The following is a 17,053-nucleotide window of genomic DNA, read 5'->3' as shown; positions in this document are numbered from 1 at the left end:
AATCTGTTTTAAAAAAAATAGCTATTTTCGAGCTTTAAGGCAACCAAGCGGGGCATGGAAATTAACATTATCGATAGAATAAACCTATTTTTTATTCGTTTTAAGACAGCCTTTAAGCTGTTTCAAAAAAACGACCCCCTTCGTTTAGCTGGTGCTACCGCGTTTTTCACCAATTTTGCTTTACCTCCAATCCTACTTATACTCATCAGGTTATTTGGGTTTTTTATGGACCGGAAGATACTTGCATCACGTCTGTTTGACCGATTGGGAAGTATTCTGGATGACGATAGTACCGCTCAGATCAGACAAACATTAAGAAACATCAGAGGAATAGATCACCAGTGGTATGCAACACTGATCAGTTTCGTATTTTTTATATTTGTAGCCACTACCTTATTTACGGTGATTAAAAACTCAATGGATCAGATCTGGTCTATTGGCAAAAAGGAGCATGTTGGATTTATGTTCACCATGAAACTAAGAGCTCGTTCCATGGTGATTATTTTGCTGGCAGGTATGCTATTTATGGTTGGCTTTTTAACAGACAGTATACAAGGATTTATAGGCTCTTTTGTTAATAATGCATCTCCAACTTTTGGCAAGTTTCTCCTATCAGTACTCAATCAAATCCTATTTATAGGAATAGTCATGGTATGGTTCACAGTATTATTCAGGTTCCTAACCAATGGAAGACCCACATGGAAAACATCACTGCGAGGTGGCTTACTTACAGCAGTATTATTCACAATTGGCAAATATATTTTAAGGATATTACTCCCGCTAAGCGGCATTGGCAATGTATACGGGACATCAGGATCTATAGTACTTATCATGCTGTTTGTATTTTATTCCTCTTTTATTTTCTATTTCGGAGCCTGTTATGTAAAGGTCTTGAGTGACGACAAAGAAACTCCAATACGCCCAATAAAAGGGGCATATAATTATGAAATAAAAGAAGTATTAAAAGATACCTAGCAAGCCTGGGGCGTCACTACTTTCTCGAACCCCTGCATTTCAAATACAGCAAGTTTATTTAGGAGATTATAATGTAAGGTGCCAAAGAAATTGATGATACCATCTTTGTTCTTTCCCTCTATACAAATACTTTCCTTTACAATTTCCTTATGTTCTAAATTGTGGTCAGTAAGAATAACATCCTCGTCCTGAATTTTGACATCATCAGCTGCAATTGAAAACTGTTTTAATAGCTCTGAGAAGCTTTGTCCATTTAGCAATAGTTCTTTGATATTCATGATAGTAGCGATTAGGGTTAGGGATCAAGATATGATCAATTTTAAAGCCAAAAAAAAGGGTAAACAGCTAATGTTTACCCTTTTAAGCAAAATGTTAATAACTTAGTGTTTGTTAAAATAACCTGTAAGCCACTCCTAATGTAAACAGGCTTAATTTAGTATCATCATAACCATCTTTCCCTATTTTAGAAAGGCCAGTTTCATATCTTAAATCAATACCTAATTTCCCTACATCCAAGCCAGCACCGAACTGCCAAGCAAAAGCCTGACCTTTAAAGTTTCCCGAAAAAACATTCCCCACAGCAGTTTTTACAGTTTGTTTATCGTCTACAATAAATGACACGACAGGACCAGTATTCAAACGGATGCCTACACCGGCTGCACCAATTTTAGTACCTACCAGGACAGGTACATCAACACTGGTGAATTTAACTTCGTTCTCAGCGCCATCTGCAGTTCTCTTTAATGTTGTATTTTTACCAGAAATATACAACTCCGGTTGTAAATGAATACCTGCAGCACCAATGCGCGCCCAAACACCTGCATAGTAGCCAGCTTTATTGTCACTGCTAAACGTATTTTCTGTAGTTAATTTGGTGAGATTCGCACCTCCTTTTAAACCAAACTGAAAACTTGGAATAACCTGGCTAAAGGCAACAAGACTAAAGCAAGCGAGTAATACCGATAAGATGATTTTTTTCATAAAAAAAGATTAATGTGATATTTAATATCTATGTAAAAATAAGAATATTTTTAATTCAAAACTAAATTACGTAGTTTTATCGTATAATTAATAACAATCCTCATGTTATTTTAAACCACCTGCAATGATTGTTAGGGCAATTTTTTAAATGGATTTTACCTTTAATTTTTACTCCATTATATTGATTTTTTGTGGAGCTGTAACTCTTTTTTTATCCTATCATGTGTATAGAAAAGAAGGTGGTGCGGTTCGTTTTTTTGGCATTATGATGCTTTCTAATGCCATTTGGGCATTAGCATATGGATTTGAACTTGCAACTAGTGTTCTGCAACACGCAAAGTTCTTCATCAACATAGAATATATTGGTATTGCTACCCTACCATTAAACTGGTTTTTGTTCTGTCTTAAACTTTCGGGAAAAGAAAAATGGTATAAAAACAAGTATAATCTCGGACTCCTGCTTTTCTTTCCGATAGTAACAATATTACTGGTATGGACCAATGAATACCATAACCTCCATTATAAATATTATTACATGGATCTGACTGGAGATTTTCCTATGGTTCATATCATGCCGGGTATATCTTATCAGTTATTTACTGTATATTTTTATACTCTTTTAGCCATCGGCAGCTATCTGCTCATTGTTAAATTTCGAAAAGCAGACCGTATTTACAAAAAACAAAATTACAGTATCATCATTGCTGCAATGATTCCGTGGGCAACAAACATTGTTTATTTACTCGGTTTTAGGCCGCTTGGAAATCTTGACCTCACGCCTTTTGCTTTTATCGCGACAATCTGTCTAATTTCAATAGGAATTTACAGATTTAAGTTATTCGACATATTACCCGTCGCCCGGGAAAAAGTTTTGGAATTGATGCAAGATGGATTCATCGTGCTGGATACAAGATACCGGGTCATAGATTACAATCTCGCTTTTAAAAAATATATTCCATCAGCTGGTGATAGTAAGATTATAGGCAAACATATTACAGATCTTTTACCGGACCAGCAGTCATTAGTTGATTTTTTAAACAATAACTGCTCAGGAAAAATGGAGATGAGCATTCAACTCAAGAATACCATTCTTGATACGGAAGCCGATATCAGGTTCCTGAATGAAAATCAGCTGAGCAGCGAAGCTATCATTATAAAACTCCAGGATTTAACCGCACTTAGAGAAGAGGCCTTAAGATCAAAAACTCAGGCAGATGAACTCCAAAGACTTAATCATCTTAAGGACAGAATTTTTTCGATTATCGCCCACGATTTACGTGGCCCATTGGTTAACTTGTCAGAAGTACTTAAAATGACTTCAAGCGGTCAGATCTCCAATGAGGAATTTAAAACATTATCACCTGCACTGAGCAAAGATATTTTATATACCACAGACCTACTTGAAAATATCCTACACTGGTCAAGAAGCCAATTGAAAGGTCATGGCATTAATAAAGAGTATTTTGACCTGAAAAGCCTAGTGGTCAATGAAGTAACTTATCATCTTCCTTCAGCCGTTTCTAAAAAGATCGGAATTGTACAGGATGTGTTCCCGGGAGCCCTTGTTTATGCAGATATGCTCATGATTCAGATTGTGATCAGGAATATCCTCAACAACGCCATTAAATTTTGTAATGAAAATTGTGAGATCACACTTAACGCAGTATACAAGGATCACTTTATTCAACTTTGCATCAGCGATAATGGAATAGGCATGTCACGGGATATTATCAGCAAATTATTTAGTGGAGAGAACTTATCTACACGTGGTACTATGAATGAAAAAGGTACAGGATTGGGACTTGTGGTCTGCAAAGATTTTATGGAAAGAAATGGGGGTAAACTAACGGTAACTAGTGAAGTTGGAAAAGGGTCTAGCTTTTATATATCTATTCCGGTTGAAAAAGAAGAGCTTTCTGACTGATCAGAAAGCTCCCGGTATTATCTATTGACCTGTAGCATCATTAATCGCCTGCTGTTCTTTCAATGCATCCACATTGTTTTTATTACCAAAATTTTGGGTTTTATCAGCAAAATAATCAAGAATGCCAACTATGGTATCCAGGTTATCTGCCACCCTTTGATGCATATCAGGCAAGTCTTTGTCAAGTTTCTTATCTCCTAATTCAATATTATCAACCTCTATTTTTCCAATTTTCTGAATAATTGCCTGCTGAGAATGTTGTAAGTCTTCTAACTCTCTCACAATTTTTTCCATCAATTCGAACTTTTTTAACGTATCCATATGTTATTTAATTAAGGTAAATATTCTGTTTTTATATACCTAATCAACCAATTACCTTGCCAAGATGTTTTAAGCAATCTGAACGAGGCATTAGTTTTGCTTCTTTTGTCGTTTATAACTTGAATTGACATTTGCAATAACATCAAATAACTAATACTTTAGTTACCAATTAATAAATATCGTTATGAAGAAGCTATTTCTATTACTTTTTTTTATTGCAAGTTGCTATCAAATCTCCGATGCCCAAAACACTGCTACACTTGATAATGAAAAAGTACTGGAATATTATCAGTCTCAACGCTACGCTGAAGCAGCGCAATATCTTCAAAGTATTTATAAGGATGGCGTCGATGATCCGAAGGCATTGACACAACTTGCTTATGCCAATTTAATGGGCGGCAAATACGCTGATGCAGAAAAGTACTACCTGAAACTTTACACTCAAAATCCAACGAGTCTGCCTGTTCTGTTTAGTCTGGCCGATATAAATACCCGGCGTGGCAATGAATCAAAAGCCAAATCATATTATCAGGAGGTTATTAAAATTGACAGTGCCAACTTCAGTGCTTATAAAAAACTTGCTTATTTGACGAAAGAGGATATTAACAATAAAAAAATTTCCTACCTGCTAACGGCCAATAGACTCAATCCTATTGATGCTGACATTGTCTTTGACCTATGCGAAATCTATTTCAAAACCGGAGCATTCCATAAACTAAAGCAAACACTTGAACCGGCTTTAAAAGCAGACAGCACAAATTTAAGGTTACTCAAAATAAAAATCCCATTGCATGTAGCCGAAAAAAATTATCCTGAAGCCATAAAAACCGGAGAACAGATTCTGGGTTATGGTGACAGCTCTACTTTCGTCCTCAACAACCTTGGCAAGTCTCATTTTCTTTCTCTCGATTATCAGAATGCACTTAAATACTTTCTGCTAATCAGCGATAAATCTGCCGACAATGAAACCCTCCTTTATAATATCGGGATGAGCTATAGAGGGATAAAGGATTATAAAAATGCGATACCTTACCTCCAGAATGCGATCAAAGAAGGCGTATCCCCAAAAATCGCCACTTACTATGGATTATTGGGCGATTCTTTTGAAATGACCAATAAAAATGACGACGCAAACAATGCCTACAAAAAAGGCCTCCAGTTTGAAAACAATGGAAGCCTGCTGTACAATATAGCATTGGTATACGAAACCAAACTCAATGACAAAAAAAATGCTTTAACCTATTATGAACAATACCTGAAAACCATTGATGAAAAGCAACAGCCAAAGCTGATCATCTTTATCAAACGGAAGATAGAGGAATTGAAAAAATAGCTATCTCTCAATCAGTCTGGCTACGTATTTACCGATGATATCAAACTCTACGTTAACAGCATCACCTTCCCGAACTTCCTTAAGATTGGTATGCTCAAAAGTATAAGGGATGATGAATACAGAAAATTCGTTATTAGTAGAGCCGACAACAGTCAGGCTAATTCCATTGACACAAACCGATCCTTTCTCTACAGTTACATTCCCCCTGCCTGCATCATATTTAAAGCGGTATTCCCAGCTGCCATCCAGTGCCGTGCGTTTTATGCATATTGCTGTCTGATCTACATGTCCCTGTACAATATGTCCGTCCAATCGTCCGTTCATCTGCATGCAGCGTTCAAGATTCACCGGGTTCCCTTTCTCAAGTTCATTAAGGTTAGTTTTTTGAAGCGTTTCATCTATTGCTGTTACGGTATGCGTATCCGCACTTAGTGCTACAACAGTAAGGCATACACCGTTATGGGCCACACTTTGATCTATTTTTAATTCATGACTAATGGCAGATTTAACAGTGTAATGACGGTTTGTACCTTCAGTCACGACATCAACAACCTCACCTAAAGTTTCTATTATTCCTGTAAACATTTTTAAGAATTAAACATTGTTCTACTTTTTCTCCAGGCACTAACACTTTCAGTCTGATTTTGCTGTGTCGTGACAATGGATTGTTTTTTAAATGATTGTGCAGCAAATACTGCAGCCATCAGCGCTTCATTATCATCCTGAGTTTTGAGGCTATCGGCATTAAAATACTTACCCACAAAATGTGTATCAAACTCACCCGTCTTAAATGCCTTATGGTTCATCACAAATTTCCCAAAGTTTAAGGTTGTTTTTATACCTGTAATGTCATATTCATCTATTGCCCTCACCATTCGCTCAATGGCTTCCTCCCTATTCTTTCCATAGGTGATGAGTTTTGCAATCATGGGATCGTAATAAATAGGAATTTCCATTCCCTGTTCAAAACCATCATCAACCCTCACTCCATAACCTTTAGGCGTTTTATAAGTCTGCAACACACCGATATCCGGCAGGAAGTTATTTTCCGGATCTTCCGCATAAACCCTCAATTCAATAGCATGCCCACTAATTTTCAAGTCCGATTGCTGATAGGAAAGCTGCTCCCCCCTGGCAATTTTGATCTGCTCTTTTACCAGATCCAGACCGGTGATCATCTCCGTTACAGGATGCTCAACCTGAAGACGGGTATTCATTTCCAGGAAGAAGAAATCCAGGTTCTCATCCAATATAAACTCGACAGTACCGGCACCAACGTAATTCACAGAACGCGCAACATCAACAGCACATGCTCCCATACGCTGGCGTATTTCCTCTGTCAATATGCTTGACGGAGCTTCTTCAATCACCTTTTGATGTCTGCGCTGAATAGAACATTCCCTTTCAAAGAGATGAACAATATTACCATGTGTATCTCCCAGCACCTGAATTTCAATGTGGCGTGGAGAGGATACATAGCGTTCAATAAAAACAGACCCGTCACCAAATGCGGAAGTAGCCTCACTTACGGCAAGATGCATTTGCTCTTCGAAATCACTTTCCTTTTCTACGATCCTCATTCCCTTTCCACCACCACCGGCCGCTGCCTTGATCAGGATAGGAAAACCAACCTCAACAGCTCGTATTTTTGCCTCTTCAATATCTGTAATTGCTTCTTCCGTGCCTGGCACCATAGGAATATCATACTTCAAAGCAGCTGCTTTAGCAGACAATTTATTTCCCATAATCTCCATTGCTTCCGGAGTTGGACCAATAAGAACCAGTCCGGAGGCTTTTACCAATCTGGCAAAAGCAGCATTCTCTGATAGGAAGCCATAGCCCGGATGTATAGCTTCTGCACCAGTAAGCTTGCAGGCTTCGATAATCTTCTCCCCCAGAAGGTAGGATTGATTTGAGGGGGCCGGACCAATACACACGGCTTCATCTGCATACAATACATGAAGTGCGGTCCTGTCTGCTTCAGAATAAACGGCTACGGTTTTTATACCCATTTCACGTGCGGAACGCATGATACGTAATGCAATCTCACCTCTATTGGCTATTAAGATTTTATTCATTGATAAAGAAAGTTTTATTTATGAGCTGATGGATTCAAATGTATTATATTTTCTATCGCACTATCTATCATTTCGGGAGAAATATCCAGATGAGTCACCATTCTAATCGTATCCGGACCAGTAGTAGTGCATAAAATCCCTCTTTCCAAAAATTGCTGTACAATAGAAGCAGCTTTAAAGTTCCCTTCTATTTTGAAAATCACAATATTTGTCTCTACAGGCATTACAGATGCTACATACTTTACCTGACCTAATGCTGCGGCCAATGCCCTGGCGTGGGTATGATCTACGGTCAACCTTCCTACATGATGGTCTAAAGCATAAATGCCTGCTGCAGCAAGAAATCCGGCCTGTCGCATCCCTCCGCCAAAAGCCTTTCTCACCCTAACAGCCCTCTTAATCATCTCTTTGCTACCAAGCAACACAGAACCTACAGGCGCGCCTAGTCCCTTAGATAAGCATACCGAAATCCCGTCGAAGTATTTCCCATAATTTTCAGGTTTATCCCCTGTAGCTGCGAGCGCATTAAATATTCTTGCCCCATCAAGATGAAGCTTCAGTTCTTTTATATTACATAGTGTATGGATTGGCTCTATTTGAGCCAAACTATAACAAGCACCTCCACCTTTATTCACAGTATTCTCCAATACAACCAGGCTCGAATTTGGATAGTGAATATTTGGCTCATTGATTTCCGGCTCTATTAGTTCAGGCGTCAGAATGCCCCGCTCACCATGAAGCAGCCTTACTGATGCCGCAGAATGAAAAGCGATCCCTCCTCCTTCATACCTGTACACATGTGCCGTCTGATCGCATATTACTTCGTCCAATGGTTGGGTAAAACACTTAATTGCAATTTGATTTGTCATGGTACCTGACGGACAAAACAACCCCGCTTCCTTGCCGAAAAGCTCTGAAAGCTTATTTTCTAAAGCATCTACGGTTTCATCTTCTCCAAAGACATCATCACCTACCTTTGCATTCATCATCGCATCAAGCATGCCTGCAGTAGGCTTTGTTACTGTATCACTTCGCAAATCTATTTTTCTTAACATATTTTTAATACATCTATAAAAGAGGAAATGTTGCAAAATACCATATTACAAATCTATTTTTCTTATAAAACAAAATAAACTATTCTATATTGGCAAAAATCCACAATCAGGCGCATTTTTCTTAGTTTATAAACATCTGGAAACCGGGACCAAACAAAGTGCGGATGGACTGATTTTTTTAAAATTTGGATTTTAAAATAACAAGCGTATTTTAGCTTAGTGTTTTTTTAACAATATGGTAACCTTAAAATCACGAGCAAAATTTTAAAAAGCACTGTTTTCAACTACCTGAATGCAGAAAAACAAAAATGAACCAAAATAAAAGAAATTAAATTTATGAGAAGAAACCATACAAAAGTGTTAGAAATATTTACTTTTAGCCCGAAAAAAACAAATTAAGATGATAGTTATTGCAGATGGTGGTTCAACCAAAACCAATTGGTGTTTAATCAACGAAGCCGGAAGAAAAATTCTTTTCAACACTGAAGGCTATAATCCATATTTTTCAACGACAGAATACATTGTTGAATCTTTGAACAAGTCGTTACCCGACTTCCTTGAAACAGAAAAACTGACCGAGGTGAATTACTATGGTGCGGGCTGTTCTACTGATGCGAAACGCAAGATTGTTGCCGATGCAATGCAACAGGTCTTCCCTAACGCACAAATTAATATTGGTCATGATTTACTGGCTTCCTGCCGCGCATTACTTGGTGACAATCAGGGATTTGCTGCAATTTTAGGAACCGGAACAAACTCATGCCTATATGATGGAAAAGATATTTCTTTGAATATTGATTCTTTAGGATATTTCCTTGGTGACGAAGGCAGCGGTTGTTTTATAGGCAAAAGAATTCTTTCTGATTACATGAAAGGATACATGCCTAAAGGGCTTAGAGAAAGTTTCTATGACAATTTCGCATTGACAAACGAAGATATATTCGACCATATTTATAACAAGCCTCTTCCAAATCGCTTTTGTGCAAGCTTCAGTAAGTTCTTGTACGACTTCAAGGACAATTACGAAGATTATACATTTGCTACTGTTGAATATGCATTCACCGCTTTCTTTGAAAACCTGGTAGTTCACTACCCTAATTATAAAGATTACACTTTAAACTGTGTGGGATCTGTAGGATATAGCTTCAGGGATATCCTCAGCATTGTTGCAGACAGATACGAAATGGGCATTGGAAAAATCATCCGCTCTCCTATAGATGACCTGGTAGATTACCACTTGCATATCGCAACAAAATAATCCAGCATATATAAAAAAGCTCCCTGAACAAATATTCAGGGAGCTTTTTTAATATCAGTCAATTTCAGTTAAAAAGAAATCTCCTTACCAAATAATTTTGCATATCTCCTTTTATCAAACTTATATAATGTAGCAGCTCTAAAAGAAACCCCCTGCTGTTTTTCTTCAAGATCCTTAAGCACGCCAAAACTCAGCATCTTTTTCCTAAAGTTCCTCTTATCCAGCTTCTTATTTAAAATAACCTCATAAACATTCTGTAGCTGTGTTAAAGTAAATTTCTCAGGTAATAATTCAAATGCAATAGGCTGATGTTTGATACGTCTCTTGATTTTCTCAAGCCCCTTATCAAAGATCTTCTGATGATCAAATGCCAGTTTTGGGAGGTCTTTTACATTAATCCAATTTGCCTTTTTTGCATAACTGCTGATAGGTTTTAAGGCTTTGTCTCCTCCCAATCTCAACAGTGCATAATAAGCAATACTCACAACACGACCCTGAGGATGCCTGTTTACATCACCAAAAGTATAGTACTGTTCCATATAAATGTTGCTCAAGCCCGTCAATTCATGTAAAATCCTTGAGGCAGACTGGTCCAGACTTTCATTCTCCTCTACAATATTACCTGGCAAGGCCCACCAATCCTTAAATGGCTCTTCATTTCTTTCAATTAAAAGAATCTTCAATTCTCCTTCATCAAATCCAAAAACCACACAATCAATTGAGAACGTGGAATTAAATTGCGGCAAGACTTCTTTCAAAACATTTATCTTTTTAGTGATGCAACCTTTTTATCTAATACAGCAGACTGTCAATTTAACATCCCCACTGTAACCTATTTTTTTGTCTTTATTACTTTTCCAGGCCGGTTTAAGACCTTTTAAGTGCTAAAATCTTTTTAGCAAAATGCAAATATATATTGAATTCACGTAATCCAATGAAAACAAATTTTTTAATACCTTTCAGGATTAAAAATCCGGTATACAAACATGGCCTATACCCAGGTATTAAATTTTTAATTATTAAAGCAAATAAATATACTTGCTTCCTAATTACATGTAAAAATGCAAAATAAATTACTTAGTGTAAAAAATACACGCTATATTCGTATAAATAAATCATGAAACCAAACATCAAAAATATTGCTGTATTGACATCTGGAGGAGATGCTCCCGGAATGAATGCCTGTATAAGGGCAGTGATAAGAACCGGAATATACAATGGTATAAATATGTTTGGAGTTTTGCAAGGTTATCAGGGACTGATCAATAACAACATCAATCCCATGGATGCCAGATCGGTAAGCAATATCATTCACTTAGGAGGTACAGTATTAAAGACAGCCCGCTGTTTAGAATTCAAGACCGAAGAAGGAATGGAGATAGCCTTTCAAAACCTCAAAGCAAGAGATATTGATGGTCTTGTGGTAATCGGAGGAGACGGAACTTTTACAGGAGCACAGCGCTTCGGTCATAAATACGGAGTCAGGGTAATGGGTGTACCAGGTACCATTGACAATGACTTATATGGATCCGACTTTACCTTAGGTTACGACACCGCAATCAATACCGTTATTGAAGCCATTGATAAAATAAGAGATACCGCAGACTCACACGACCGCCTGTTTTTCATAGAAGTAATGGGCAGGGATTCTGGCTGCATCGCATTGAGAAGCTCAATTGCGAGCGGTGCTGAAGCTGTTTTATTACCTGAAAAAGAAACCAGTCTCGATGAACTGATCAGTCAGCTTGAGGCCGGTGCCTCAACTAAAAAATCCTCAAGTATTGTAATCGTATCTGAAGGTCATAAACAGGGTGGCGCTTATGATATTGCAAAAAAAGTTAAGGAGAGATTTAACCACTATGATACAAAAGTAACTATCTTAGGCCATCTTCAGCGGGGAGGAAGTCCAAGCAGCTTCGACAGGATACTGGGAAGCAGGTTAGGTTTTGCAGCTGTGAATGAACTTTTGAAAGGAAATACCATGCAAATGGTAGGCTTACGTGGCAATGACATCGTAACAACTGATATTGAAGAAGCACTCACAAAGCACTCCTTTAAACTGGAAAGTGACCTTTTAGAGATGACTAAAGTTTTATCAATATAGCGTATGATAGCAGTAGTTTATAGCGGATCAAAAACGGCATTCTGGAAAATAGCCAGAGACGGTAAAACCATCGCCGAATGTACAATGCCTGGAATCAATCCGTGCTTTAACGATCAAAAATCAATCCTTCAGGCGCTGAATAAAAAGACTACCCTGATCAATCATGCGGAAAGCATAAAAAAGATATATGTTTTTGCAGCGGGCGCTTCTTCTCCTGAACGAAGAAATGAACTTGCAGAAACATTGGGATTGTTCTTTAAGCACAGCAAGATTACTGTTAAGGATGACATTTCTGGCGCTGCAATATCCGCTTGCTACAACAATACAGGAATTATAGGCATATTGAGCAGTGGTGCACATTGCGCTTATTTTGACGGCAAGACGCCGGAAAAAAACAATTTTGGCCTGGGCTATATTCTCGGTGACGAAGGATCTTCGAATCATCTTGGCAAAACCATCGTAAAAAGCTTTATTCAGGAAAAACTTCCTTCAGACCTGCAAAAACAATTCGAATCAAAATACAACCTTGACAGACCTCAAATTCTGGAAAGGGTGTACAAAAAACCAATGGCTCAGCAGTTTCTAAGTTCTTTTTTTGATTTCTTCCTGGAGAACCGTAACAATAAATACATACTTGACGTAGTCACCAAATCTTTTGAAACCTATTTCAAGACTTATATGCTCCCTACTATAGCGCAGCACCCCGGAAAAGAAATACATTTTATCGGACTTGTGGCCGGAAGCTTTCAGGATGAACTGCGACAGACTGCTAAAAAATTTAACGTTGAAATTACTTCTATTACTAAAGAACCAATATACAATTTACTAAACTACTATTCAAATTAATAAGATGAGCAAAATTGGAATAAACGGCTTTGGCCGTATCGGCAGACTGGTTTTCAGAGCTGCATTGAAAAGAGGGTTGGATATCGTTGCAATCAATGATCTTGTGGAGCCGGATTACATGGCTTACATGTTAAAATATGATTCTACCCACGGTCGTTTTGACGGCACAATTGCTGTAGAAAATGGAAACCTGGTAGTAAATGGAAAAACAATCCGTATCACAGCAGAAAGAGATCCTGCAAACCTTAAATGGGATGAAGTTGGTGTTGAAACTGTAATTGAATCTACAGGTCTTTTCTTAACTCAGGCAGACGGACAAAAACACATCGCTGCAGGTGCAAAAAGAGTAGTATTCTCTGCTCCCGCAAAAGATGATACCCCTACTTATGTAATGGGTGTTAACCACCATAAATTGACTGCTGATCAAACTATCGTTTCAAACGCTTCATGTACAACTAACTGTTTAGCGCCTATCGCTAAAGTGTTGAATGACAACTTTGGTATCGTGGAAGGTTTGATGAGCACAATTCACGCTGTAACTGCAACACAAAAAACTGTTGATGGTCCTTCAGCAAAAGACTGGAGAGGCGGACGTGGTGGTTTCTCAAACATCATTCCTTCATCAACCGGTGCTGCGAAAGCAGTAGGTTTGGTACTTCCTGAATTGAAAGGAAAATTAACTGGCATGTCTTTCCGCGTTCCTGTAGCCGACGTTTCTGTTGTCGATCTTACTGTACGTTTGGAAAAACCTGCTACTTATGAGCAAATTAAAGCAGTCATGAAAGCGGCCTCAGAAGGCGAGCTTAAAGGCGTATTGGCATATACTGAAGATGAGGTTGTTTCATCTGACTTTATCGGCGATGAACACGCATCTATATTTGATGCAAAAGCCGGTATCTCATTGAGCGACAACTTCGTTAAAGTGGTTTCTTGGTATGACAACGAATGGGGCTATTCAAATGCTTTGGCCAAATTCGTAGAATACTACGGAAACTTAAAGTAAAACCCGTTCATACAGGTTTATATTTGGTTAGAAAAGGGATGTGCGTGGATGCGACATCCCTTTCTTTTTTCTTGGATTTCCGACTGCAAAGTTTATTTTTGTCAAAACATTCGAAATCAGCCTTATGAAGAAGATACTTTACGCCCTCACCTTATCAGTCATTCTGTTTAGTTGTCAGCAAAAAGAAATTACAAAAAACTATATTCCACGCGTACTTACCGCAAATGAGAAGTTCAATGAACCTCAAAACATTACCGACAGTGCTTTCAAAGTTATCAGAGTAGTAGATGAAAAACGCGAAGGAACTCCTGCTGATCCTAAAGAATGGTTAACCATAAAACGTGGAGATACCGCCATCCGCATACAAGCCAATCCCAACGACACTGCATCAGCAAACGGCAATTTTGCAGTAGCTACCTATGTAAATACACAAAAAACAACCATCCTTGCTCAGGTCAAAGACAAATCGGGCCTTACAGCACCATTTTTTCTGGTTACCCTGAAGGATGGAAAGACAGAAGTTATACAGCTTTACCGTCCTTCTAAAGGCGCTCCAAACGAGAAACTGATGGGACTATACCGTGTTGGAAGAGATGGCTTCCTCATCAACCAGGATTTCTTTGTCACCAATGTAAATGCCAAAGTATACCTGATGAAGAGACAGAATCCTGAGGAGAGAATTAACGGACAATTCTTTGTAATGTCCCCTGATAAAGAAACATTGGTATTCCTAATGGCTTCGGGTCAGCTATACCAGGTTCACTTCTCAAGTGGAGAAACTCATACAGAGCCTCTGGGCACCAGCCCTTCAATCGAAGGCATCTATAACTATGTTCAAACAAACTTTAGCTGGACCAAAACTAAAAGAGGTGTCTCCTTTTTGAAACGTAGCAATGATGATCGCATTGTAGACATCTCAGAGTTCAAATAGGTCTCATGCAGTTATAATTTACGTACCTTAGGGTATCAAAAAACTTATGACTGCATGAAAACAACTTTCAAAGTACCGCTGATGGCTATGCTGGCGATTTTATCATCCTGTTCCAATGATGGTAAAAAATCGACTGAGGACAATACTTTATCTGCTTCAAATCCTTTTCTTAGTGAAAGCAAACTGCCTTATCAGGCCGTTGCGTTCGACAAAATAAACGACAGCGACTTCAAACCTGCCCTTGAGGAAGGAATGAAACAACACCTCGGGGAAATAGAAAAAATAGCCAACAATACTGCAGCCCCTTCTTTTGAGAATACATTGGTGGCCATGGAAAAATCAGGAGCAGTGCTGACGAGGGTAAACAGGGTATTTGGGCTTATAACAGGAGCCAATACTAATGATCAACTGCAAAAACTTCAAGAGGAAGTGGCCCCGAAACTCGCTGCCCATCAGGATGCAATTTACCTGAACTCCAAGCTGTTTAAAAGAATTGAAACCATATACAATCAAAGGACTCAACTCAACCTTGATGCTGAATCAAACCGCCTGATTGAATATTATTATCAGAATTTCGAGCTCGCCGGGGCCAAACTTACCGACGAACAGAAAACAGCTTTAAAAAAGCTAAATGAACAGGAAGCATCTTTAAGTGCTAAGTTTTCTAATCAATTGCTAGCCGCTTCAAAAGCTGGTGCATTGGTAGTGGCCGATAAAGCAGAATTAGCTGGTCTCTCAGAAGCAGAAATGGATGCCGCTGCTCAAACAGGCAAAACAAATCAGCTCGAAGGCAAATGGATCATACAGCTGCAAAATACGACGCAGCAACCCGATCTGCTGTTACTTTCTAACCGCAATACCCGTAAAAACCTTTTTGAAGCTTCATGGAACAGAGCTGAGCAAAATAACGACAATGACACCCGAAAAACCATTGTCCAGATTGCTAAAATACGTGCAGAAAAGGCCAAACTGATGGGTTTCCCTAATTATGCAACCTGGAAACTTCAGGATCAAATGGCTAAAACACCTGCTGCTGTTGATGCTTTCTTTGATAAATTGGTCCCTTCTGCCACAGCGAAGGCTAGAGCAGAAGCAGCAGACATTCAGGCTGTGATCGACAAAGAAAAAGGCGGTTTCAAACTGGAAGCATACGATTGGAACCATTACGCTGAAAAGGTACGCAAGGCAAAATACGACCTGGATGAGAACCAGGTCAAGCCCTATTTTGAATTGAATAATGTACTTCAAAACGGGGTATTCTACGCCGCTACGCAACTCTATGGAATTACATTTAAGGAAAGAACTGATCTCCCTGTTTACCATAAGGACGTTAAGGTATATGAATTATTCAACGAAGACAAATCATCAATAGGACTTTTCTATTGTGATTATTTCAAAAGAGACAATAAATCCGGAGGTGCATGGATGGACAATATGGTGGGTCAGTCTACCCTCCTTGGCACCAAACCAGTTATCTTCAATGTATGCAACTTCAGCAAACCGGTTGACGGCCAGCCTGCACTCATTAGCTTTGACGATGTAACTACCATGTTCCATGAATTTGGACATGCATTACATGGCTTCTTTGCAAATCAGAAATATCCTGGTCTTTCCGGCACCAATGTAGCACGTGATTTTGTAGAGTTCCCTTCTCAATTCAACGAGCATTGGGCACTTGATCCGGCCATCTTTAGGAAATACGCCACACATTATAAAACAGGAGAGCCAATGCCTCAGGCATTAGTAGATAAGATTAAAAAAGCATCCACCTTTAATCAGGGCTATGCCCTAACGGAAGTACTGGCAGCAGCTGCGCTGGATATGCAATGGCATAAACTTTCTGCAGCCGAACCTTTGCAGGATGCCAATAAGTTTGAAACTGCAGCATTGCAAAAAACTCATCTTGACCTGCCATATGTACCATCACGCTACCGTTCAAGCTACTTCCTGCACATCTGGGGAAATGGCTATGCTGCCGGTTATTATGCATACCTATGGACCGAAATGCTCGATCATGATGCATTCGAATGGTTCGGGGAAAATGGAGGACTTACAAGGGCAAATGGCCAGCGTTTCCGCGATATGATCCTGTCAAAAGGAAACACTGAAGATTATGGCAAGATGTTCCGCAATTTCCGTGGACATGACCCAAGCATTACGGCGATGCAAAAAAGCCGGGGCTTGCCTACAAAATAAAAACCAGAGATCAGGCCGTTGGAAAGGAGAATGAACAGCCTGATCTCT

Annotated in this window: 16 protein-coding genes; 9 read left to right on the top strand and 7 right to left on the bottom strand. The window is 38.8% G+C overall.

All coding sequences use genetic code 11. The features are described 5' to 3' along the window. Positions 1 to 54: 54 nt before the first annotated feature. Positions 55 to 975 (top strand): YihY/virulence factor BrkB family protein, encoded by a 921-nt coding sequence (locus tag FA047_RS01070; RefSeq protein ID WP_136834142.1) that lies wholly within the window; start codon positions 55 to 57, stop codon positions 973 to 975. Here the strand turns inward: FA047_RS01070 and FA047_RS01065 are convergent. Beyond that, the gene (locus tag FA047_RS01065; protein ID WP_136834141.1) at positions 972 to 1,253 is read right to left on the bottom strand and encodes a hypothetical protein; all 282 of its coding nucleotides are present in this window, start codon (positions 1,251 to 1,253) and stop codon (positions 972 to 974) included. The two genes, FA047_RS01070 and FA047_RS01065, sit on opposite strands and share 4 nt — an antisense overlap. A 112-nt stretch (positions 1,254 to 1,365) precedes the next feature. Then, on the bottom strand, positions 1,366 to 1,956 hold the full coding sequence (locus FA047_RS01060) for a porin family protein (RefSeq protein ID WP_136834140.1): 591 nt from the start codon (positions 1,954 to 1,956) through the stop codon (positions 1,366 to 1,368). A gap of 148 nt (positions 1,957 to 2,104) precedes the next feature. On the opposite strand from FA047_RS01060, the gene FA047_RS01055 reads away from it, so the two are divergent. After that, the gene (locus FA047_RS01055) at positions 2,105 to 3,880 is read left to right on the top strand and encodes a sensor histidine kinase (RefSeq protein WP_136834139.1); all 1,776 of its coding nucleotides are present in this window, start codon (positions 2,105 to 2,107) and stop codon (positions 3,878 to 3,880) included. A 21-nt stretch (positions 3,881 to 3,901) separates the two neighbouring features. On the opposite strand, the gene FA047_RS01050 is transcribed toward FA047_RS01055, so the two are convergent. Continuing rightward, the gene (locus FA047_RS01050; RefSeq protein WP_136834138.1) at positions 3,902 to 4,201 is read right to left on the bottom strand and encodes a hypothetical protein; all 300 of its coding nucleotides are present in this window, start codon (positions 4,199 to 4,201) and stop codon (positions 3,902 to 3,904) included. A 184-nt stretch (positions 4,202 to 4,385) separates the two neighbouring features. Here FA047_RS01050 and FA047_RS01045 point away from each other — a divergent pair, with 184 nt between their 5' ends. Beyond that, positions 4,386 to 5,534 carry a tetratricopeptide repeat protein gene (locus FA047_RS01045; protein ID WP_136834137.1) on the top strand — a complete coding sequence of 383 codons (1,149 nt, stop codon included), beginning with the start codon at positions 4,386 to 4,388 and terminating at the stop codon, positions 5,532 to 5,534. Here the strand turns inward: FA047_RS01045 and FA047_RS01040 are convergent, their stop codons facing one another. From FA047_RS01040 to FA047_RS01030, 3 genes are read right to left on the bottom strand one after another with little or no spacing between them, the layout of a single operon-like run. After that, positions 5,535 to 6,119: a riboflavin synthase gene (locus tag FA047_RS01040; protein WP_136834136.1), complete on the bottom strand. Its 585-nt coding sequence runs from the start codon at positions 6,117 to 6,119 to the stop codon at positions 5,535 to 5,537. It lies immediately after the preceding gene. 2 nt (positions 6,120 to 6,121) lie between these two features. After that, positions 6,122 to 7,612, bottom strand: coding sequence for an acetyl-CoA carboxylase biotin carboxylase subunit (accC, locus tag FA047_RS01035; RefSeq protein WP_136834135.1), 1,491 nt, complete (start codon positions 7,610 to 7,612; stop codon positions 6,122 to 6,124). A gap of 14 nt (positions 7,613 to 7,626) precedes the next feature. Next, on the bottom strand, positions 7,627 to 8,667 hold the full coding sequence (locus FA047_RS01030) for a threonine aldolase family protein (RefSeq protein WP_136834134.1): 1,041 nt from the start codon (positions 8,665 to 8,667) through the stop codon (positions 7,627 to 7,629). A 400-nt stretch (positions 8,668 to 9,067) separates the two neighbouring features. Between FA047_RS01030 and FA047_RS01025 the strand changes: the two genes are divergently transcribed. Beyond that, complete coding sequence (locus FA047_RS01025) at positions 9,068 to 9,925, top strand: N-acetylglucosamine kinase (protein ID WP_136834133.1); 858 nt, start codon at positions 9,068 to 9,070, stop codon at positions 9,923 to 9,925. Between the two features lie 68 nt (positions 9,926 to 9,993). Here FA047_RS01025 and FA047_RS01020 read toward each other — a convergent pair whose 3' ends face one another. Then, positions 9,994 to 10,683 (bottom strand): NUDIX hydrolase, encoded by a 690-nt coding sequence (locus FA047_RS01020; protein ID WP_136834132.1) that lies wholly within the window; start codon positions 10,681 to 10,683, stop codon positions 9,994 to 9,996. 359 nt (positions 10,684 to 11,042) lie between these two features. Between FA047_RS01020 and pfkA the strand changes: the two genes are divergently transcribed. The 5 genes from pfkA (at position 11,043) to dcp (ending at position 17,005) form a co-directional block, all read left to right on the top strand. Continuing rightward, on the top strand, positions 11,043 to 12,029 hold the full coding sequence (gene pfkA, locus FA047_RS01015) for a 6-phosphofructokinase (RefSeq protein WP_136834131.1): 987 nt from the start codon (positions 11,043 to 11,045) through the stop codon (positions 12,027 to 12,029). 3 nt (positions 12,030 to 12,032) lie between these two features. Then, positions 12,033 to 12,875, top strand: a complete 843-nt coding sequence (locus FA047_RS01010) for a hypothetical protein (protein WP_136834130.1) — start codon at positions 12,033 to 12,035, stop codon at positions 12,873 to 12,875. Positions 12,876 to 12,879: 4 nt separating this feature from the next. Then, complete coding sequence (gene gap / locus FA047_RS01005; protein WP_136834129.1) at positions 12,880 to 13,878, top strand: type I glyceraldehyde-3-phosphate dehydrogenase; 999 nt, start codon at positions 12,880 to 12,882, stop codon at positions 13,876 to 13,878. Between the two features lie 124 nt (positions 13,879 to 14,002). Further along, entirely contained in the window at positions 14,003 to 14,809 is an 807-nt protein-coding gene (locus tag FA047_RS01000; protein WP_136834128.1) for a hypothetical protein, read from the top strand. A 54-nt stretch (positions 14,810 to 14,863) separates the two neighbouring features. After that, entirely contained in the window at positions 14,864 to 17,005 is a 2,142-nt protein-coding gene (gene dcp, locus FA047_RS00995) for a peptidyl-dipeptidase Dcp (protein WP_136834127.1), read from the top strand. Positions 17,006 to 17,053: the final 48 nt, after the last annotated feature.

The sequence above is a fragment of the Pedobacter frigoris genome, assembly GCF_005116445.1.
In the GTDB taxonomy this organism is placed as follows: Bacteria; Bacteroidota; Bacteroidia; order Sphingobacteriales; family Sphingobacteriaceae; genus Pedobacter; species Pedobacter frigoris.
The sequence above is the reverse complement of the archived record's forward strand: the minus strand, read 5'-3'. Positions and strand labels throughout refer to the sequence as shown.